The 21081-nt window shown below is 54.1% G+C and carries 19 protein-coding genes and 1 pseudogene; 6 read left to right on the top strand and 14 right to left on the bottom strand.

Annotated features, from left to right (window positions below; genetic code table 11):
- Window positions 1-126: 126 nt before the first annotated feature.
- From tatE to IAE30_RS11485, 6 genes are all read right to left on the bottom strand, one after another.
- Window positions 127-330 carry a twin-arginine translocase subunit TatE gene (gene tatE / locus IAE30_RS11510; protein ID WP_034829040.1) on the bottom strand — a complete coding sequence of 68 codons (204 nt, stop codon included), beginning with the start codon at window positions 328-330 and terminating at the stop codon, window positions 127-129.
- Window positions 331-437: 107 nt separating this feature from the next.
- Window positions 438-1208, bottom strand: coding sequence for an amino acid ABC transporter ATP-binding protein (locus IAE30_RS11505; RefSeq protein WP_038648340.1), 771 nt, complete (start codon window positions 1206-1208; stop codon window positions 438-440).
- On the bottom strand, window positions 1205-2155 hold the full coding sequence (locus IAE30_RS11500) for an amino acid ABC transporter permease (protein ID WP_038648342.1): 951 nt from the start codon (window positions 2153-2155) through the stop codon (window positions 1205-1207). The genes IAE30_RS11505 and IAE30_RS11500 overlap by 4 nt, the downstream gene beginning before the upstream one ends.
- Complete coding sequence (locus IAE30_RS11495; protein ID WP_038648345.1) at window positions 2152-3039, bottom strand: ABC transporter substrate-binding protein; 888 nt, start codon at window positions 3037-3039, stop codon at window positions 2152-2154. The genes IAE30_RS11500 and IAE30_RS11495 overlap by 4 nt, the downstream gene beginning before the upstream one ends.
- A 21-nt stretch (window positions 3040-3060) precedes the next feature.
- The gene (locus IAE30_RS11490) at window positions 3061-3855 is read right to left on the bottom strand and encodes a deaminated glutathione amidase (protein ID WP_038648348.1); all 795 of its coding nucleotides are present in this window, start codon (window positions 3853-3855) and stop codon (window positions 3061-3063) included.
- Between the two features lie 2 nt (window positions 3856-3857).
- Window positions 3858-4817: an ABC transporter substrate-binding protein gene (locus tag IAE30_RS11485; RefSeq protein WP_200679736.1), complete on the bottom strand. Its 960-nt coding sequence runs from the start codon at window positions 4815-4817 to the stop codon at window positions 3858-3860.
- Window positions 4818-4952: 135 nt separating this feature from the next.
- Between IAE30_RS11485 and IAE30_RS11480 the strand changes: the two genes are divergently transcribed.
- Complete coding sequence (locus IAE30_RS11480; RefSeq protein ID WP_200679725.1) at window positions 4953-6308, top strand: PLP-dependent aminotransferase family protein; 1356 nt, start codon at window positions 4953-4955, stop codon at window positions 6306-6308.
- On the opposite strand, the gene IAE30_RS11475 is transcribed toward IAE30_RS11480, so the two are convergent.
- The 3 genes from IAE30_RS11475 to pagP form a co-directional block, all read right to left on the bottom strand.
- The gene (locus IAE30_RS11475; RefSeq protein WP_034829026.1) at window positions 6286-6717 is read right to left on the bottom strand and encodes a GNAT family N-acetyltransferase; all 432 of its coding nucleotides are present in this window, start codon (window positions 6715-6717) and stop codon (window positions 6286-6288) included. The two genes, IAE30_RS11480 and IAE30_RS11475, sit on opposite strands and share 23 nt — an antisense overlap.
- 357 nt (window positions 6718-7074) lie before the next feature.
- Window positions 7075-7284, bottom strand: coding sequence for a transcription antiterminator/RNA stability regulator CspE (cspE, locus tag IAE30_RS11470; RefSeq protein WP_034829024.1), 210 nt, complete (start codon window positions 7282-7284; stop codon window positions 7075-7077).
- A 150-nt stretch (window positions 7285-7434) separates the two neighbouring features.
- Window positions 7435-7956 carry a lipid IV(A) palmitoyltransferase PagP gene (gene pagP / locus IAE30_RS11465; RefSeq protein WP_081946744.1) on the bottom strand — a complete coding sequence of 174 codons (522 nt, stop codon included), beginning with the start codon at window positions 7954-7956 and terminating at the stop codon, window positions 7435-7437.
- 998 nt (window positions 7957-8954) lie between these two features.
- Here pagP and IAE30_RS11460 point away from each other — a divergent pair.
- Window positions 8955-9200: a hypothetical protein gene (locus IAE30_RS11460; RefSeq protein WP_008103719.1), complete on the top strand. Its 246-nt coding sequence runs from the start codon at window positions 8955-8957 to the stop codon at window positions 9198-9200.
- Between the two features lie 108 nt (window positions 9201-9308).
- The gene (locus IAE30_RS11455) at window positions 9309-10391 is read left to right on the top strand and encodes a malate/lactate/ureidoglycolate dehydrogenase (protein ID WP_200679715.1); all 1083 of its coding nucleotides are present in this window, start codon (window positions 9309-9311) and stop codon (window positions 10389-10391) included.
- Window positions 10392-10438: 47 nt separating this feature from the next.
- Here the strand turns inward: IAE30_RS11455 and gntT are convergent, their stop codons facing one another.
- Window positions 10439-11755 carry a gluconate transporter gene (gene gntT, locus IAE30_RS11450; RefSeq protein WP_058960812.1) on the bottom strand — a complete coding sequence of 439 codons (1317 nt, stop codon included), beginning with the start codon at window positions 11753-11755 and terminating at the stop codon, window positions 10439-10441.
- Between the two features lie 125 nt (window positions 11756-11880).
- On the opposite strand from gntT, the pseudogene IAE30_RS11445 reads away from it, so the two are divergent.
- Window positions 11881-13192, top strand: a pseudogene (locus tag IAE30_RS11445) (iron-containing alcohol dehydrogenase).
- A gap of 158 nt (window positions 13193-13350) precedes the next feature.
- Here the strand turns inward: IAE30_RS11445 and IAE30_RS11440 are convergent.
- The 3 genes from IAE30_RS11440 to IAE30_RS11430 all read right to left on the bottom strand — a co-directional run bounded on the left by IAE30_RS11440 (window position 13351) and on the right by IAE30_RS11430 (window position 15944).
- Window positions 13351-14178 (bottom strand): Cof-type HAD-IIB family hydrolase, encoded by an 828-nt coding sequence (locus tag IAE30_RS11440; RefSeq protein ID WP_038648371.1) that lies wholly within the window; start codon window positions 14176-14178, stop codon window positions 13351-13353.
- 108 nt (window positions 14179-14286) lie between these two features.
- Window positions 14287-14760, bottom strand: a complete 474-nt coding sequence (locus IAE30_RS11435; RefSeq protein ID WP_038648374.1) for an RcnB family protein — start codon at window positions 14758-14760, stop codon at window positions 14287-14289.
- 944 nt (window positions 14761-15704) lie between these two features.
- Window positions 15705-15944, bottom strand: coding sequence for a DUF1272 domain-containing protein (locus IAE30_RS11430; RefSeq protein ID WP_038648376.1), 240 nt, complete (start codon window positions 15942-15944; stop codon window positions 15705-15707).
- Window positions 15945-16126: 182 nt separating this feature from the next.
- Here IAE30_RS11430 and IAE30_RS11425 point away from each other — a divergent pair, with 182 nt between their 5' ends.
- Window positions 16127-17230 carry an AI-2E family transporter gene (locus tag IAE30_RS11425; RefSeq protein WP_038648379.1) on the top strand — a complete coding sequence of 368 codons (1104 nt, stop codon included), beginning with the start codon at window positions 16127-16129 and terminating at the stop codon, window positions 17228-17230.
- Window positions 17231-17293: 63 nt separating this feature from the next.
- On the top strand, window positions 17294-18295 hold the full coding sequence (locus tag IAE30_RS11420) for an AI-2E family transporter (RefSeq protein ID WP_200538776.1): 1002 nt from the start codon (window positions 17294-17296) through the stop codon (window positions 18293-18295).
- A 1-nt stretch (window position 18296) separates the two neighbouring features.
- Here the strand turns inward: IAE30_RS11420 and IAE30_RS11415 are convergent, their stop codons facing one another.
- A complete protein-coding gene (locus IAE30_RS11415) occupies window positions 18297-20996 on the bottom strand; it encodes a cation-transporting P-type ATPase (RefSeq protein WP_200679713.1) in 2700 nt (899 codons plus the stop codon).
- Window positions 20997-21081 lie beyond the last annotated feature (85 nt).

The raw sequence follows: 21081 nt of genomic DNA, 5'->3' as shown, positions 1-21081 counted from the left end.
CTGCGGGTGTGATGCCCGCACTCAGGCTGTTTTAACCTGCGCCCAAAAACAAAAACCAGACTGGAAGCAGTCTGGTTTTTTTATCAACGTCATAAATATTTACACTTATTGACGTTTGGAGTCGGATTACTCTTTGTGGCTCACGCGTTCAGCCGGCGCTTCTTCAGCGGTGCTCTTGGTTGCGGTGGATTCATCGTCTTTCATGGCTTTCTTGAAGCCTTTAATGGCGGAACCCAGATCACCACCCAGTGAACGTAACTTGTTGGTACCAAACAGCAGTACAATAAGTGCACCGATGATCAGCAGTTTGGCAATGCTGAAACCTTCCATACTTTACCTTTCAACCTTAGCGAAAAACAGACATGACTATTAACGCGCAGTTTATCAGCTGTCACAACTGGAATCTGTAACAGATTACGATCAACATCCGCGCAACATTAAATAAAGCGGCTCAAAAATGCCTGCGTTCGCGGGTGCTGTGGATTACCGATCACCTGCTCCGGTGTCCCCTGCTCTACCACTACGCCGCCATCCATAAACACCACCCGGTCCGCCGCCTCACGTGCAAAGCCAATCTCATGTGTCACCACGATCATGGTCAGACCACGATCGGCCAGCGTGCGCATCGTCGCCAACACCTCCCCCACGAGTTCAGGGTCCAGCGCGGAAGTCGGCTCATCAAACAGCATCAACGCCGGTTTGATGGCTAAAGCGCGAGCAATCGCCACGCGCTGCTGCTGGCCGCCGGAAAGGTGACGTGGCCACGCATCGGCTTTGTCACTCAATCCCACCGTCGTCAGCAGTTCGCGCGCATGCTGCAACGCTTCCTGGCGAGGAAACTTATGCACACCAATGGGCGCTTCAATGATGTTTTGCAGCACGGTCATGTGTGGATAGAGGTTGAATTGCTGAAACACCATGCCGATCTTCTGACGCTGGTGAGCAATCCGCCGTGCCGACAGGCGATGCAGAATCCCACGCTTCAATTCGTAGCCAATCTGCTCTTCACCCACCATGATGGAGCCGGCGTTCATATCTTCCAGATGGTTAATACAGCGCAGGAAGGTCGATTTGCCCGAGCCCGATGGCCCGAGAATTACCACTACCTCGCCTGGAAACACATCCAGATCGATCCCTTTCAATACTTCGTTATCGCCATAACTCTTCTGGACATTGCGCGCAGATACCAGCGGCTGAATCTCACTCATACATCCTCCTTCAGCTGATGTGTGGCTGCTACAGCCGTGTCTGCCCGGCGCTTGTTCACCACGGTACGTTTGGTGCCGCGTGCGTAGTAGCGTTCGATAGCGGACTGCCCAATATTCAGGATCGAAGTGATGAGCAGATACCAAATCACGGCGACCATCAGCATCGGAATAATTTCAAAGGTGCGGTTATAGACGGCCTGCACCGAGTAAAGCAGATCGCCCATGGCTATCACGCTCACCAGCGAGGTCGCTTTAATCATACTGATCAGCTGATTACCGGTTGGCGGAATGATGGATCGCATCGCCTGCGGAATGATAATGCGGCGCAGCGCACGGCTGCGGCTCATGCCAAACGCCTGAGTGGTTTCCACCTGCCCCTGATCCACCGACAACAGTCCGGCGCGGATAATCTCGGCCATGTACGCCGCTTCATTCAACGCCAGACCAGCAAACGCAGCGGTCAGGGGTGTAATCAGATCGTTGGTATTCCAGCTGGCGAAGGTGATGTCCGTCCAGGGTACGGTAATCGAAAGGGTTGGAAACAGCGTCGACAGGTTGTACCAAAAGATCAGCTGCACCAGCAGTGGCGTACCCCGGAAAAACCAGATGTAGAGCGACGAGATGCCGCTCAGCAGTTTGTTTTCCGAAAGACGCCATACCGCCAGCAACAGGCCCAGCAGCGTACCGAGGATCATAGAGACCACCGTCAGCCCGAGCGTCACCTGCAGCCCTTTCATCACTGAGCCTTCAGTAAACCACTGCAACACCACTTTCCATTCAAAATTGGGATTGGTCGCCACCAGCCAGAGAAAGTTGGCTGCGATCACCAGTACCACAATCCATGAGATCCAGCGTCCATAAGTGGGCGCACTGCGGGCGAAAGCGACATCGCGCTGTTGCACGTTGGCCTTATCCCTGGCTCGCGTATTGTGGGTGACCGGATTCATTTTGCTGTCCCCTGCGCCAGATTACGACCCGGCTGCTGCAAGATATTGCCGTCGAGTTTCCACTTTTTCATGATCGCCGCGTAGGTGCCGTTCGCGAACAGCTCTTTGTAAGCATCCAGTACCACGTTGCCCAGATCAGAACCTTTTGGTACGACCGTGCCCTGGAAAATGTCGCCAAAGCCGTTTTTCTGCCCTTTACCGGAAAGCTCCAGCTGGCCATTGGCCTGCTCGATAAAGTAGGTCAGCGGCGCCTGAGAAGAGAAGAATGCATCAGAACGCTTAGAGCGCACCGCCAGAATCGATGAAGGCTGATCGGTAAAGGATTGCACCACCACCGCAGGCTTGCCCGCTGCAACGCAGGCATCCGACTGCTTACGAATCACCTGCTCAGCTGAACCGGCTGCCATCACGGCAATACGCTTGCCGCAGGTGTCTTCCAGACCGTTAATTTTCGCTGGATTGCCTTTCTGCACGCCGAACACCACGAACTCCTGCACAAAATCGATGAAGTCGACTTTCTGCTGACGATCGGGATAGTCACCAATCGGCCCAATCGCCATCTGGTAACGGCCCGAGTTAATGCCAGCTAAAACCCCCGACAAACCGCTCACCGTGGCGTGTTCAATTTTTACGCCCAGCAATTGAGCCAAAGCATTCGTCAGGTCAGCAGAGGCGCCGTCCATCGAATGTGGACCGTTAACGATCTCGTAAGGAGGAAACGAGCCGTTGTTAACGGAAATCATTTTGCCAGCGCTTTTAATCTCTGCCGGCAGGCGGTCATGCAGTGCCTGATCAACTTTCTGCGTTGGGATAGTTTCCGCTGCCTGCACCGCGCTGACCGTCAGCCCCAGCGCCAACGCTATTACTGTTGTTAGTTTATTCATGAGCCAGTTCCCCAAAATCTATCAAAGTGGTTTCAGTTCAGGAAGAGCAAAACGGCGGTTTTCCAGCACCGGCAGTACGCTACGTGCGTAGGCAATACGTTGTGGGTCGAGGTCGGCGAAGACCAGTGCCGCCGACTCTGGCGCTTTGGCAATCGCGACGCCGAGGGGATCGATGACCAGACTGTTGCCGATATTGCGCGGGCCACATTCGCCCACCGCCACCATGTAACAGGTGTTTTCCAGTGCGCGTGCTGTACACAGTAATTCCCAATGCATCTCTTTCAGCGGGCCTTTCACCCAGGCGGCAGGCAGCACCAGCACATCCGCGCCGTCCAGTACCAAACGGCGCGCCAGCTCCGGGAAGCGCACGTCGTAGCAGGTCATCAGGCCCACTTTCATCCCCGCCACTTCCACCAGCGGTGGGATTTCGTTGCCTGGATTTACGCGCTGCGACTCCTGCATCGCAAACGCATCATAAAGATGCAGCTTTTCGTAGGCGGCGATGAGTTCACCGTTGCGAATGGCAATCAGCACGTTGAGCGCTTTGTTGCCCTCTGTCGGCACGTGCACGCTCATCATGGTGGTTAAGTCGTTGCCCTTACTGACCGCCAGCAACTGTGTGATGAAAGGGCCATCCAACGGCTGTGCGGCTTTCAGTACCAAATCAGGGTCGGCAATATCACGCGCCAGCACGCCTTCTGGCAGGACCAGTAAATCCGCGCCTCCAGCCAGTGCATTGTTCATTAAACCGATGCAGATATCGGTGTTTTCCTGCCATTCGCGGCTGACAGCAAACTGCCCCATTGCAACTTTCATCTTCACTCCCCTTGCACTGCTGCCGGGAAAATCGCTTCCGGCGTCAATAATGTTTTGGTTAAGCCTTGCTGGAACAGCTCGTTAGCAAAATCGGCGATCATCTTTTTGTTAGCGGAGAATCCGTTTTGATTCCAGTCCGCCGGTAATTCCTGCGCGGTACGTCGCAAATCATCCAGCAGCCACGGTGTGGTGTCGGCGTATTTCTCACGTTTCTGCATCCACATCTGGTACGAACGATCGATGATTTCGCTCAACGCCTGCGGCAGCCAGGGGTGCATTTCCGCCAGTGCCGGTTTCATCGCCAGCAGATGGATGCCCGGTACGTAGCCGACGCGGTTAAAGTAGTCGCGCTCGGCGGTCACAAAGTCGTTTTGCAATTGGCGCAGGCCAGAATTCTTCAGGAAGAAACCTTCCGGCATAAAGGGCGTGAACACCGCATCCAGTTCACCGGCCTTGAGCAGATCGATCAGCGGGCGCTCACCCGGTGCCGGCTCAATGCGACCCGGACGACCAAAGCCCGCGAGGCGATCAACAATCGGATGTTCTTCAGTCAAACGTCCGGCAAACCAGTGCGCATCATCGATCTCCACGCCAGCCTCACGCAGCACGGTGCGCGTCCAGGTGTTGCCAGAATCCTGCCAGCCTGTCACCCCGATTTTCTTGCCTTTCAGCTGTGCGGGCGTGGTAATTGGGCTGTCAGCGGTAGTGATGATGCAGCGCTGGCGAAAGCCGCGCATCAGGAAGTGCGGCAGGCCGAGCAGTGCGTTATCACCTCTGGCGCATGCCTGAGCATAGCGGCTGAATGACACTTCACCCGCATCGTATTTGTCACTGGTCGCGAGGTTATCAACCAGCGTGCCCACGCGGTCAATCTCCAGCGTGAAGCCTTCTGGTTTGATGTCGCCGAGTGCCAGCGGGGTGAAATAATCCCAGTCACGCACCGCCAGTCTGATGGTTACCATAATTGTACTTTCCCCGTTTTCGGCCAGAGACCTGGCGCTGTTTATTTATTCAGCAAATAGTGCTTGAATTTGAGTCTAAAACGCGAATACTAATCTGAACAATCAATTCTTTGTTACTGAACAAATGATTTTCTTATGACGCAAACGGTAGATGTCGAGTGGCTTAGCCAACAAATAGATGATGCTTCGGTAAAGGGAATAACGCTTACCGCCTCAACGTTAATTCGGGACGGCCAAATTGCTGTCGGTATGCAAATGCCTGCGGTGCGCGAACTGGCGGAGCGGCTGGGCGTCAGTCCGGCAACCGTTTCTGCTGCGTGGGCGCAGCTGAAGAAGCAGAAAGTACTGGCGGGTAAAGGACGCAGTGGCGTTTGGGTGTGTGGCAACAGCGTGCTGCCCCGCCCTATACGCTTTGAGAAGATTGGCAACTATGGCGAGAACATCCGTGCTGCACTGGCCATGGCATCACCCGATCCGGCGCTGCTCCCCGATCTCCAGCGGGCGATCCTCGCCGGCATTGCTTCGCCTGAGCTAAACAGCTATCAACGCGAGGCGATCTCCCCGCAATTGCAAGCGGCCATCAGTCCACGCTGGCCCTATCCGGCGGAAGCCTGGTTGGCCACTGATGGCGGCTTTGATGCCATGAATTTGATTGTGCAAACGTTACTGTCGCCGGGCGATCGGGTGGTGATTGAAAATCCCACCGCTACGCGTTTGCTGGATATGCTGGAGAATATCGGCGCAGAAATTTTGCCGCTACCCTGTGATGATCAGGGGCCGATAGCCACGGCGCTGGCCACACATCTGCAGAAATCACCGGCGATGTTTATCTATCAGCCGCGCACGCATTCGGCCACCGGCTACAGCGTGACACAGCGTCGCAGTGCCGAGTTGGCACGGGTGCTGGCGAACAGTACCACGATGATTGTCGAGGATGATGGCATTGGCGATCTGTCGCGCTGGCCGGCCTGGAGCCTGGGTTTCCACTTCCCGGAGCGGGTCATTCACGTTCACTCTTTTTCCAAAGCCTATGGTCCCGATCTGCGCCTGGCGGCGTTATCCGCGACGGCAGACATGGTGAAACGACTGCAGTCATGGCGTAATTTCGGCGTCAGCTGGACCAGCCGTATCTTGCAGGATGCGGTGGCGTGGATGCTCACCGATGAGGCCACACAGCAGAGCATTGAACAGGCGAAGACCGTTTACGCGCAGCGTCGCCAGCAGTTACTGGCGGCACTGGCAAAACGCGGAGTGGTGCTGGAAGAACGAGATGGGTTGAGTGTGCAGATCCCGGTGGAATCAGAGCAGTACGCCATGATCACCCTGGCAGCCCGCGGCATCGCCGTACTGCCGGGAGAACGCTGCTGCCTCAACGGCGAGCCGTTTATTCGCGTCAGTGCTTCGCTGCTCCCGTTCGATCAGCTTGAAAGCATTGCTGACGCGCTGGTCATCGCCACCGGGCGTGAACTTAAAGCGAGCCCAGATCTTTGATGTGATAACGTGGAGATTCCACATAGCCTTCACGCGAGTAGAACTGGTTGGCTTTAAGGCGGGAAGCGTGACAATGCACTTCCATGCGATCGCAACCCCGCTCCCGCGCTAACTGCTCGGCATGGCTGAGCAGCTGCTGGCCACTGCCTTTACTGCGCTCGCCTTCCGCAATGCAAAAATAGCTGATGCGGGCGAAATCACCGGGCAGCGCCAGTTGGGGGATAAAGTGCAAAGAGAGAAACCCCAGAACCTGATTACCGTGTTCTGCCACCAATAAAATTTCGTCGGGATGGCTGCATAACTGCGCCAGACGCGTATCAATAAACTTTTCTGTGCCGCTGTAACCCAGTTCGGTTAACAGCGCACTCAGGGCAAAACTGTCTTTTGCCAGTGCCTGACGTATATTCATCCTGCCTCCTCATGAGTCCTTGCATGCAGTTATATAGCGTTGTTGCGTAAAAAGCTGCAAGTAAGGATTGTTATGAGAATGTTACTGCCAGGTTTTGTGAAATACGCCGCAGAATGTGCCCTGTCATCAGACTGTCATCACGGCTTAAGGTTGGCTTAACCTGGCTTTGCGATGCTGAATGAAATACATCTCTGGGGCGCGCACATGAAAAATCTGATTCCACGTAGCTACAATGAAGTGATGGCGCTTTTCGTCGCCATGGCGGCCGTGTTGGGCTATTCCCTGACCTGGTGGCACATGTAAAAAGGACAAAAAAAACCCGCCATTAGGCGGGTTTTCAAAATTCTAACTGTTAACTTACAGAGCGATAACGTTAGCAGCAGATGGGCCTTTAGCGCCGTCAGTGATTTCGAACTCTACACGCTGACCTTCAGCCAGAGTTTTGAAACCATTGCTCATGATTGCAGAGAAGTGTACGAATACATCTTTGCTGCCATCTTCTGGAGTAATGAAACCGAAGCCTTTCGACTCATTAAACCACTTAACGTTACCTTTGATCTTGGACATCTATATTACCTTTACATGAAAAATGGACACTAAACTGTGTCGGCATCTAGTACAGCAATTGCGGTGACATTTGTCCAGTGAGAATTGATGAAAAAGTGATAAATATTGATTTTTTGCATCCCCTTCACACTTTTTGACGCATTTCACCCGCTAAAACTGGAATCTCAGCCAGGCAAAATAGACGTTACCGTTATTATAAGTCCCTGGAATATAAGTCATTTGGAATGTAGCTGGACCATATCCTATTGATGCTAATGGCAAAACCAGTGGAACCGGGATATAACGCCAGTTATCTCTCGCCGTTACGCCCGCGGTGTAGCCTGCACCGATGTGGAAATTCTGATCGTTCAATGGCCGCCAGGTCGCTTCCCAGCCATAGCCGGCGATAGGCTCCCATTTGTTGAACGAGTCTTTGAACACCATGGCATACAGCCCATGCCAGTTACCTTTCTCATCCCAACGAGATACACCGCCACCTGCGCCCCACGGTCGCTCGTTGTACTTTTCGATATGCTGGTCATCATAGGTCCAGCGGTTATGCCAGGTGATCGCGGGCAGGTAAAAATCATGATGCTGTGGCTGCGACCAGGTTTGCTCAACATTAGTACTAAATGTATTCCATCCCGCTTCAATGGCTTGCGATGTCGTGGCTGCTGATGCCGAAAACGTCATGGGTAACGTCAAAATTCCGCCTAAAAGTGCGGAGAAAATGTGCCGATTCACAAAAAAATCCTATTAAGTCATCTCTTAAACTCGCCCCACCCTGTTAAAAAAAGCATTCGTTGAGTGGGCGATTATTAGCGCAACGAGTTAAAAGGATATTTAAAAAAGCGGCTAAAAACTCCAGGTATTGTCTGTGTTACAACATTATTTTCCGATGATTTAGATTAGGTTGTGGTTTATCTATGGAAAGAAATATCTCGGTCGTCAGGAAAAATGCACATTAAGTGCACTTGATGCGTGATAGTCACTCCGCTATATAACTTAATTTTCAGCAACTTAACGTCGATCATTTACATGGGAAATAAATTAATTAAATTTATGAATTGAACTCTGCAGGCGAATAAGATAAATCTCATCTTTCCAGGACGGAGAGGGAGGAAGATTGAAATGACGATTCGTTGTCGACGCTGCGGCTGCGCTAAATTTTATTTCACATTGCCAAAAGTGGAAGAGGAGAGAAATAACTCTCACCACGGTGCGTGTTGCGCGGGTTGTGACAAACCCATTGACTGGCGTGACCTTATTCCGGCAATGCAAACTTATCGCGAATTTGCCGCGTCCCGGGCAGAATAACGAATTCAGGCACCTCGGGTGCCTGTTCGTGTCAGAAAATCAGTTTAAATACACCCGTAATCGTCAGTAATCCCACGATAAAAATGATGGCAATAATCCACAGAATTATTTTCATTGTTCGCTCCTTCAGTGATGAAAAATAACGCGCCTGTAAACCAGTATAGATGATCATTCTGTGTTCGCTGTGCAGTGCGAGCACTGTCACGCATCGTGATGAGCGTTGCCTTGCCTTCAGTTTTATTTCTGCGAGACGGGTCGCATGTCGCAATTTTATCCCCCTCTCCCGCTGCGCACCGCCAGCCTGTGCTGTCTAAACTTACAGCGCCTCTAGCAGGCCTCAATTGTTATCACTGCCTACGTAACAAGGAGATCATATGAGCACGATTAATACCAGCATGGGGCGTTACAGCCTGAAGGCAAAGGATTACGGCAACCACATCAGTGGCAGTATTGCCATTAATGATGAAGGTGGCACCCAACTCACCATGCAAGAGTTTGAAGAGCATTACCTTGACGATGTCGTCAACAATGTCATTTATCCGGTCACGGGTGGGAACCGTGAAATTACCCGCGCGTTGCGCGATCAGATGGTAAAAGCGGGCTTTGAACAGCCGCATTGAGTTTTTGGGCCACAGATTGTGGCCCTTTGCTTTTGATAACCCTCACTTGCGGTGATGATAGTTTTAAGCGCAGGATGCAATATCGAACATGACAAGGAGATTGACCGCGTGAGTACCCTTTACCGACTTCCCCCTTCCCAGCTCCATCAATTTGTTCAGGCCATTTGGTTACATGCCGGCAGCAGCGCCGAAGAGTCACGTTTAGTGGCTGACCATCTGGTGGCCGCCAATCTGGCCGGTCACGATTCCCACGGCGTGGGAATGATCCCGAGCTATATGAGTTCACTGAAGCAGGGCTTCCTGCAACTGAACCAGCACACCACCATTGAAAAGGATGCTGGTGCGGTGCTCACCCTGCACGGTCATAACGGCTTTGGTCAGGTGGCTGCGCATCAGGCGATGCAGTTGGGTATTGAGCGGGCAGCGAAGCTGGGCGTCGCTGCGGTCGGCTTACACCATTCCCACCATATTGGTCGTATCGGTCATTGGGCGGAACAGTGCGCAGCGGCGGGATTCGTCTCTTTCCATTTCGTCAACGTGATGGGCGATCCGATGGTTGCGCCCTTTAACGGCAGCGATCGCCGTTTTGGTACTAACCCGTTCTGTGCCATCTTCCCGCGCCAAAATGCCAAACCGCTGCTGCTCGATTTCGCCACCAGCGGAATTGCCTACGGTAAAACGCGCGTGGCATGGAACAAAGGGCAACAGGTCGCGCCCGGTTATCTGATCGATCACCAGGGGCAGCCCACCACCGAGCCCGGCGTGATGCATCAGGCACCTTATGGCTCGCTGATGCCGTTTGGCCTGCACAAAGGTTACGCGCTGGCCACGATGTGCGAAATTCTTGGCGGTGCGCTCTCCGGCGGACGAACCACGCACGATGCCACGCTGGTCAGCAGCCATGACGCCATTTTCAACTGCATGACCACTATCATCGTCAATCCCGAAGCGTTTGATGCCCCTGCCATGCAGGAAGAAGCAGAATCGTTCCTCGAATGGGTAAAACGCTCGCCACAAAGCGGCGATGCACCGATTCAGGTGCCGGGTGAATGGGAAGAACAGAATCGTACCGAACGCGATCGTGAGGGTATTCCGCTCGACAGCAACAGCTGGGAACAAATTTGTGCAGCGGCATTACAAGCGGGCATGCCCGATGAAGAGCTGTCGGCCTTCCGCGCACTGGCGCAGTAGACCGCAGCAGTGAAGAAGCTGAGGCACATCGCCTCAGCTGAATTCCGTCAGATAACGTTAGCCAGCAGCAAACAGCCGACCAAACCACACACCGAAATAATGGTTTCCAGCGCGGACCAGGAGCGAATAGTTTCGCCAATGGTCAGGTTGAAGTACTCCTTGAACAGCCAGAAGCCCGGATCGTTGACGTGAGAGAAGATCACGCTGCCGGAACCCACGGCAATCACCATCAGTTCCGGGCTGGCACCGCTGGTAGCAATCAGTGGCGCAACGATCCCGCCGGCGGTAATCGCCGCCACGGTGGCTGAACCCAATGCGATACGCAGCACTGCGGCGATAGACCACGCCATAAAGATCGGCGACAAATTAGTGGCATGCATCATATTCGCGATGTATTTATCAACGCCGCTGTCCACTAGCACCTGCTTGAACGCCCCGCCGCCGCCAATGATCAACAGCATCATGGCGATGATTTTGATCGAGTCGGTGATGGTGCCCATCACTTCATCCATACTCCGTCCACGGTTCAGACCAAAGGTGAAGATGGCGATCAGTACCGCAATCAGCGTTGCCATAATCGGGTCACCAAAGAACTCCGCATACGGCAACAACAGATGCCCTTTCGGCAACACCATTTCCGCGACGGCGCGCAAGGCCATCAGCACTACCGGCACTAACGCCGTCCAGACGCTGACGCCAAAGCCCGGCATTTCTGCTTCGGTAAAGGTTTTTGGGTTCCACAAACCTTCCGGGATCGGTTTGTCGATGCCTTTCAGGAAGCGCGCATACACCGGACCCGCCAGAATCACGGTCGGAATACCCAGCAGTGTGCCATACAGCAGCGTTTTACCCATATCGGCGTTGAACAGCGTTGCAATCGCTGTTGGGCCTGGATGCGGAGGCAGGAAACCGTGCGTCACCGACAATGCCGCAGCCATCGGCACGCCGACGTACAACAGCGGCACACGCGCCGACGCCGCGATGCTGAACACCAGCGGCAGCATCAACACAAAGCCCACCTCATAGAACAGGGCGAAGCCCACCGTGAAGCCGGTTAAGACCAGCGCCCACTGAATGTGTTTTTGACCAAATTTAGCAATCAGCGTGGTGGCAATACGCTGGGCACCGCCGCAGTCGGCCAGCAGTTTCCCCAGCATCGCGCCGAAACCCATGATCAGCGCCAGACTACCCAGCGTGCCGCCCACGCCGGTTTTGATCGATCCAATCACTTTGTTGACGGGCATCCCCTGCATCATGCCCACCGCCAGCGCGACCAGGATCAGCGCAATAAATCCGTTCAGCTTGAAGCGAATCATTAACAGCAGCAGTAAGGCTACGCCAATCGCCACATAGAGTAATGGCATAATTTTTCTCCACTTTTGCGCACGACAGCATGTCGGCAGCGGTTTGTTTTGTTTATCCCAAAGGACAGTCGATTCGGTGACATCGCTGAGAGGCACGCGGTTTGTCGCACAATGTTACGGGTATCATGTTAAGGGTAACATTGCGCACAAAGCATCAGCCGCGCGGGGGGAATTTCTGTTTTGCGAAGGTGATCAACTTTTTGCCAGGCAGTTATCAGAATGTTTGCAGCGGGGGCGTCACCGCTTTTGGTTACACTAAGGTCTTTATGCCCTTCAAAAAAGGATCTGCAGGTGAGTGAGAATCTGATCGAGTTGTACAGTAATCAACAAACCCTGTTTGGACGTGGCAGCATTGACCGATTATTGCCGCTGCTGGCTGCCCATCCCCAACCGACATTGCTGTTTTGTGGTCGATCTTTCCTTAACGGTCCCGCCTGGCAGAGACTCGGTGCGGCACTCAATGACCAGATTCTGGGCTATGAGATTGTCAGCCATGAAGCCTCGCCTGATGAAATCGATGCCTGGGTCAATCGCTGGCGCGGTCATGTAGATCGCGTAGTGGCGATCGGCGGCGGCAGCGTGCTGGATGCCGCCAAAGCCTTCAGCGCCATGATGCAGCATCCGTTGAACACCGCACGCTACCTGGAGAAAGTGGGCGATACGCCGGTTCAGGCGATCACTCTGCCGCTGATCGCCATTCCCACCACCGCGGGAACGGGCAGTGAGGCGACGCAAAACGCCGTGGTGACCGATCAGCAGCATATTCAGGTGAAAGCCTCGCTGCGCCATCCGGTGTTTGTGCCACAGGTGGCCATTCTGGATGCCGATTTGCTCAAGGGCACGCCAGATAGCGTACTGGCAACCTGCGCCATTGATGCATTTACCCATCTGTTTGAAGCGTATCTGTCGCGCAAAGGCAATCTGTTTACCCAACAAACGGCGCTGAATGGGCTGCGGCTGTTCTTTCAGGCGTGGCCAAACCTGAATCGTGACGATGCGCAAGGTGATGAAGCGCGAGAAGCGATGATGATGGCTTCCTGGCTGGGCGGCGTATGCCTGAGCAGTGCGGGATTGGGCGTGATTCATGGGATTGCCGGTGAACTGGGCGCTATCAAACCTTTCCATCACGGAGAAGTGTGTGGGCGTTTGCTGTTCCCATTCCTCGATGTGCTGGCGGAAACCGAACACGCTGAACAGCAGCGTTTGATGACACAGTTGGGACAAGCATTGTTACCGGACGATCCGGCGCCGACCGCGCTGGCGCTCAAAGCCTGGTTGCAGCAGCATGCGATTGTGCCGTTCTGGCAGGATGGGCCGACCTTGAGCGCCACCGACGTTGACTGGATTGTCGCGCGCGCCAACAGTAAAAACGGCTGGGTCAGTTACGATGCCCCCACCCTCACCGAGATGATTACTGCGGCCTGGCACGTTGCTTAACATCGGTTGATTTAAACGGTGCGGGCGCGCCAGAGCACGCCCGCACACCATCACTCTTCCGCCACATTACCGCGCCATGTGCGCCGCTTCATCTCACCGCGACTGCATATGCTTAGCGCATCGACAAAGCAAATAATGAATAACGTGTCAGATGACACTCAGAGGGTAAACGGCGGTTTGCCTGCCAGCATCTGTTCGATCACCTGCAGCACACCCTCTTCATTATTGCTGGGCGCTTCATAGCGTGCGGCGTCTTTCACTTTTTGCGGGGCATTCGCCATAGCGAAGCTGAAGCCCGATTGCTGCAACATTTCCAGATCGTTGCCGCCATCGCCAAACACCAAAATCTCACTGCGATCGATGCCCCAGCGTTTACCGAGCAGATCGAGCCCATGCCCTTTGTGATTGCCAGGCACAATCAGATCCACTGAGCCGTGGCCGCTGGAGGTCGCTGCGGCCGAACCCTGATGCAGGCGTTCGATATCGGCCATTAACGGTTCAACATAATCATCGGAGAGATTGAGGGCGAACTTGAAGAGTTTGTCATCCGCGACCTCATCGAGGCTGCGAATCGGCTTCAGACGGTGGCAGTAGTGGCGCATCTTCACCAGCCAGCTCTCCTCAAGACCTTCGAAGTAGTAGGCACTTTCACGTCCACAGAGGATATAACGCAGTTCCGGGTAGTGCCCGTTGTGCAGGGTATCGAGTACCGCATCGATATCGTCACGGCTGAACGCGCCGCAGAACAGCTCTTCATCGCGATCGATGATCCATGCACCGTTTTCGGCGACGAAGGCAATTTCGCTGGAGATATCGGGGAAGAAGGATTTGAGTTGGTAATACTGGTTGCCACTGGCGACCACAAATTTGATGCCGCGCCGTTTCATTTCCTGATAACAAGCCTGAAAACGAGCCCGGTTGTACTGCTTTTTATCGTCGAGAAAGGTGCCGTCCTTGTCTACTGCCACCATTTTTACCACGGTCATCATGACTCCTTAGCGCGTTGTAGGGAAAAAAGGGTCGCAGACAGAATAACCTGGTGAAGGCAGAAAGCAGAGAGAAACACGGATGGCCGTAGCCATCCGTGGGAGAGACTAGTTGAACGCGCCGTTGAGCAACAGCGAGGTGATCACGCCAGTGGCGGCAGCAATCAGGACGTAATTGCCGTCAACGTAAGACCAGTACTCACCGCGTGGCGGCTCTGGCAGACGGCGTTCACGCCAGTCATCTACGCGATAGTGCGGGCCGCGGAATTCTGGCGGCATTGGGTGTCCGCGACGGAAATCGTGGCCGTTCCAGGCGAAGTGATCGCCGTCATGGTGTCCATCTGGGCCACGATGGTCGGCATAACGGTCATGATGATCCGGGCCACGGTCCGGGCCATGGTTGTAGCCATGATCCGGGCCGCGATCGCCGCCATGGTCAGGGCCACGGCCATGATCCTGATGCTGGTCGCCGCCGTGCTGCTGCCAGCGCTGGTCGCCCGGGCCATCTGCCCAGGAAACGGAAGAGAACAGTGTGCTGCATGCAATAAGTGACGCAATAAGACTTAATGTTGTTTTTTTCATGATGTTGCCTCCAATGATAACGGCAGTTACTGCACCGTCGAGAGACACTATTCACCAATTAAAAACAAAAAAGGATTTCCAAAACTCTTAAAAACCGCAGACTTACATTAAATTACTACAAATTAGCGATTTCTTAACGGTTGTATCTTTTCTGACATTATCTGGTCTTAAAGTCAGCGGATTCATCCTACAGCGGAGAGGAAAGAAACCCGATCGCGAGGATCGGGTGGAGAATGCTATTTCCATAAATTGCATAAAGCGGGTAAACCCTAAAATTGAGGGTAAAACTGAAGCACACAACGCCACATCACTAGCATTGCGGATAAACAATACCATTTTAAAATGCAAAATTCTTTTAAAAACCCCTGCTTTTCGGAAAAAACCGTAAAAATAAAACGGTGCAGAAAAATAATCTGCTGTGCGACGGTTCTGAAGTACAAATAAGGTCTGTGCTCTGACCAGAATAGCGGTTTGATAAATTTCGTGCTCGCGCAGTGGAATGAAATGAACCGACTACCCGCGATAACCCCACAGCCACCAGGCGATAAAACACTGCCAAATCAATGCTATTTCGTTAAAAATGCTTCAGCAAAGCGTTTCCCTCACCAGACTTCAGCGTTATTCATCAATTCACCAGGCATTAATTAGCGAAAATAGCGACGCATCCCGATTAATTCACAATCGTGATTAATATCGCGCTAAATATAGTTCAGGTTCTATATCGATTATCGGATGTTTATTTCAACTTCGCTGTCAGCGTAAGAATATTACGTTACCGCTACTGTTTATTTCCGCGGGAAGAAATCGTGGAAAGAATAATAGTCAGTGCCAGCCTGAGGGGGATCACGGTTGGTTAAACGGCTACGCTAAGTCCCCATCTCCCGCACGTTGCTGCGCCAGTACGGCATTAAACACCTGAGCGAGGCGCAACGGTGCCAGTGGATTCAGCGCGTCGGGGAAGCCGATAAATGACGCGTGGTCGAAGCCGGATGGCGCGCCAACGCCGCCGCCGGACGCACCGGACGGCGCACCAGCTCACCCTCACAGTTCGGACAACGGTGGTTCAGCGTCGTTTCCACGCACTCGACACAAAAGGTGCATTCGAACGAGCAGATACGCGCATCCGGTGAGTCCGGCGGTAAGTCTTTATCACAGCATTCACAGTTGGGGCGTAATTCCAGCATCGCTCATCTCCCGTCAGATTTTTCATCATCATCACCGTGAAACAACCTTTGCGCCAGCCCGCTGGCAGACATCAGCAGGACAGATCGGGACATCCGATGTCCGCACGCGTGGCCTAAAAGCATTACATTCCGCGTTTCACGTTCTATAGTTCAATCGCCACGTTTACTAACGAGACTATTGAATGCGTATCAAAGGCCTTAACTTCGGTTTCTTTATTGTGATTTTAGCGATCGTCACGGTCGCCTTTTTCGATGTGCTGACACCCTATTTCTCCGCCATTTTCTGGGCTGCCATTCTGGCGGTGATCTTCCATCCTTTAAAGTCGCTGTTACGCCGCAAAATGGGCGATCGTAACGGACTCGCTGCCTTTGCCACGCTGGCGATCATCTGCCTGATCGTGTTCACGCCATTAGCAATCATCACCTCGTCAATGGTGGTGGAAGTCAACACGGTGTACACCAAGCTGCAGAACAACTCCTCGCAATTCCCTGCGGTGTTTGCTGATCTGATCCAGCATTTACCGGGTTGGGCACAAAGTTATCTCTCCGACCATAATCTGAATGACGCTGGCAAATTGCAGCAGAAGCTGTCTGAGTTCGCGCTCAAAGGCGGCCAGTATATGGCGGGCAGCGTCTTCCTGATCGGCAAAGGCACCTTCACCTTTACCGTCGGCTTTGGCGTGATGCTCTACCTGCTGTTCTTCCTGCTGAAGGATGGCGCGTGGTTGGTCAACTTAATACTGGAAGCGCTGCCGCTCTCCACCTATGTTAAACATCACCTGATGGTGAAATTTGCCGCCGTCTCACGCGCTACCGTCAAAGGCACGGTGGTGGTCGCGGTGGTTCAGGGCGTGTTGGGCGGTCTTGCCTTCTGGTTCACGGGCATTGACGGCAGCTTACTCTGGGGTGCATTAATGGCGTTCCTGTCGCTGATTCCTGCTGTGGGTTCAGCGATTGTCTGGGTGCCCGCTGCCATCTTCTTCTTCGCCACCAGCGCCATATGGAAAGGGTTGTTCCTGGTGGGTTTCTTCGTAGTGATTGTAGGCCTGGTGGACAACATCCTGCGCCCACTGTTGGTGGGTAAAGACACGAAAATGCCTGACTACTTGATCCTGATCGCCACACTGGGCGGCATGGAAGTTTACGGTATCAACGGTTTTGTTATCGGTCCGCTGATTGCAGCGCTGTTTATCGCCTGCTGGAATCTGCTCTCGGGTCGTGACAACCGCGAAAACGCCGAAGAGATCGACGAAGAGTTTATCGAAGAGGGAAAAACGCGCGAGTAAGCCGTTTCCCCATCAGGCGGTTGCTCTATTCGGGCAACCGCCGATTACTGGAGAATCGCACCCATGCACCAGGGTTGGTTAAAATCCCTCTCGCCACTGGCACAAGCCCTGTTTTTACTCGCTTGCCTGACAATTGTGTTGTTAGGACTACGGCTCGGCGCGCCGCTGATCAATCAGGTGCTGCTGGCCATCTTCCTCGCCGTGATGCTCGATCCGCTGATTAGCCGCCTGGCGCACTATCGTATTCCGCGCGTGCTCTCTTCCCTGCTGGTGATTGCCATCCTGCTGCTGCTGATCGTTATCACCATCATGTCACTGAGCGCCTCCGCTCCGGATCTGATCAAACTGAGCCGACAAGCACCCAATCTGGTAGCAGCCAAACTGCAATACCTGACGCTTTCCCTGAGTCAGATGGGCATCGTGCTTACCGCCGATGAGATGCTTAATTTTGTCGATGCCGGTGCCGTGGTGCGCTTTGTCACGACGCAACTGTCGTTAATCCCCGGCCTGCTTTCGTGGTGGTTAATGGTGTTCCTGATGCTGCTGTTTATGCTGATTGAACTGCCGCTGCTGAAACGCACGCTGCGCGCCAGCAAACAGCACTCCGCACTGTTTATCGCACTGGAAGAAGGGATTCAGAGTGTGATTGTCTACGCGCGAGTGAAAACGTTGACCGGCCTGCTGGGCGGCGTGATTGTCTGGGGCGTTGCGCATCTGCTGGGATTGAAGTTCGCCTTTTTATGGGGCGTGCTGATGTTTATCTTCAACTACATTCCGGTGCTCGGGTCGTTTCTGGCGGCGATTCCGCCAGTGATCCAGACCTTTATCCTGTTCGATACCCAAACCAGCCTGATGATGGTGGGATTCTTTGTGGTGCTGAACCTGCTGCTCAGTTCGGTGCTGGAGCCGCTGATGCTCGGCAAGCGCCTCAATCTCACCCTGACCGTGCAACTGCTCGCCTTCCTGTTCTGGCAAGCGCTGCTCGGTATGACCGGCGCGATACTGGCAATTCCCCTCACCTTCCTGCTGAAAAAAGTCTGGCTGGCACTGCGCCAGCCAGAGTGAGCTATCGGGCGACGCGCCAGCCGCGCGTCAGTTGCTTCTCGATTTCCACCAGCACGAAAATCCCGGCGCTGACCGCGAGCGAGATAAACCAATATTTAATTGGCAGCGGCTCGGTGCCAAACAGCGTGTTCATCAGCGGCAGATAGATAATCATCGCCTGCAACGCCACCAGCACCAGCGTCACCAGCCAGATACCGCGGTTTTTAAGCAAACCAGCATCCAGTGAGAAGCCATCGCTGTTGCGGCAGTTGAGCATATACACCCACTGGGCAGTGACCAGCATCTGCAACAGCACGGTACGAATGAACTCCGGCGAATAACCGCGCGGCTGCAGCCAGGCTTCCAGCACAAAGGCGCTAATCGAGATCAGCAGGCCGACGAAAACCACTCGCCAGATGGCGTAACCGTCCATCACATGGCTGCGCACATTACGCGGCGGCCGACGCATGATATTGCGCTCGGCGGCTTCAAACGCCAGTCCAAATGAGAGCGTTGCCGAGGTCGCCATATTCATCCAGAGAATCTGCACCGGTGTCAGCGGCAATAGATTGCCCATTAGAATCGCGATGATGATCAACAGCCCCTGCGCGAGGTTGGTCGGCATCACAAACAGGATAGTTTTCTTCAGGTTATCGTAAACACGACGCCCCTCTTTCACCGCCGCCGCGATAGTCGCGAAGTTATCATCCGCCAGAATCATGTCCGCCGACTCTTTGGTCACTTCAGTGCCTTTGATGCCCATGGCGATGCCGACATTGGCCTGTTTCAGCGCAGGCGCATCATTCACGCCATCACCGGTCATGCCGACGATCTCCCCGCTCTCCGCCAGCGCTTTCACCAGACGCAGCTTATGTTCCGGGCTGGTACGCGCGAAAATATCGTACTCGCGCGCCGCTTTACTCAGTTCTGCATCGTCCATGTGCTCCAGCTGATAACCGGTGATGGCGCTGTCACTGTTGCCGATCCCCAACATCTGCCCGATGACCATCGCTGTTTCCGGGTGATCGCCGGTGATCATTTTGACGCGAATCCCCGCCTGCTGGCAGTCACGTATGGCGGTAATCGCTTCGGGACGTGGCGGATCCATCATGCACGCCAGACCCAGCATCATCATGCCCTCGCGCAGATCGGCGTGATCGATCTGCTGCTGGCCTTCCGGCAGCCAGCGCCAGGCCGCGGCCACGGTGCGCAGCCCTTCGCTGGCATAAGTGGTGATCGCGGCGTTCCAGTAGTCGCGATCCAGCGCTTCGGCACCCAGCGCGCCCTGCTGCTGCTGACATAGCGCGAGCAACACATCCGGTGCGCCGGTCAGCAACAGGCACGCTTTGCCATCAATCAGGCAACTCACGGCCATATATTTGTAGGCCGAATCAAACGGCAGCTTGCTCAGCACCTGCACACTTGCCGAATGGATGCCCGCTTTCGCCGCCAGCACCTTGAGCGCACCCTCGGTGGGGCCACCGACAATCCCCCAATGGCCCTGTTGATCCTGCCTCAACTGGCTCTCGTTGCAGATATCCACCGTCTGTAAAAAGCCGTTGAGCAGTGCCTCATCGCGGTGTCCACTCTCTAGCTGAAACTCTCCTTTCGGCTCGTAGCTATTGCCACTGATACGCCAGTGACTATTCGCCAGCACCAGCGCTTTCACCGTCATTTCGTTCATGGTCAGCGTGCCGGTCTTATCCGAGCAGATCACTGACATGGCACCGAGGGTTTCTACCGTCGGCAGCTTACGAATGATGGCGTGATTGCGCGCCATTGACTGCACGCCTAGTGAGAGAATTATCGAGATGATGGCCGGTAAACCCTCTGGCACCGCCGCGACCGCCAGGCTGATCACTGCCAGCAGCAGTTCCGCCAGCGGGATGTCGCGCAGCAGATAACCGAACACGAACAGCGCGGCCATCATCAGCAGAATGATGTAGAAAATCGCCTTACCGAGTTTTTCAATCTGCACCAGCAGCGGGGTTTTTGCCTCTTCGATGGAGGAGATCATCGCGTTGATGTGCCCCAACTCGGTATCCCCGCCGGTGGCGATCACCACACCTGCGGCAGTGCCAGAACTCACCGTGGTACCGGAATAAGCCAGATTCAGCCTATCGCCCAGCGACTTTTCGCCCTCCAGCGCGTCGCTCAACTTGGATACCACCGTGGATTCCCCGGTGAGGATGGCTTCTTCCACTCGTAAATTGTGCACGTCGAACAAACGCAGATCGGCAGGGATCTTGTCGCCAGGCCGCAGCAGCACCACGTCACCGACCACCAGCTCTTCGGTCGGCACAGTGATCTGCCGTCCATCGCGCAATACCATTGCTTCGTTCGAGAGCATGTTCTGAATGCTTTTCAATGACTTCTCGGCGTTACTTTCCTGGATAAATCCAATCAGTGCGTTGATGACAGCAACGCCGAGAATGACAAAGGTATCCACCCAATGGCCCATCACCGCGGTGATCAGCGCTGCCGCCAACAGGATGTAGATCAACACATCTTTAAAGTGCGCCAGAAAACGCATCAATATGGATTTCCCGGCTTTCTGTGGCAGCACGTTGCGGCCGTGGGTCGCAAGACGCGACTGCGCCTCCTCGCTCTGCAATCCGCTGGGCGAACTGTTTAGGCGGGCAAAGGCCCTGGCACTCTCGAGCTGATATAAGGGCAGATCAGATGAATCTGATGGCTCTGGACGGAAAGGAACAACGGTCATATTTCACCCCGTGCGGTTGGCAATAAACTGAAAAAAGGAGAATAAAAACAAAAACCCAGTTTAATATTGTTAATTTGTACCGAGA

This window comes from Pantoea sp. S61, from assembly GCF_016625145.1.
In the GTDB taxonomy this organism is placed as follows: domain Bacteria; phylum Pseudomonadota; class Gammaproteobacteria; order Enterobacterales; family Enterobacteriaceae; genus Pantoea; species Pantoea rwandensis_B.
The sequence above is the reverse complement of the archived record's forward strand: the minus strand, read 5'-3'. Positions and strand labels throughout refer to the sequence as shown.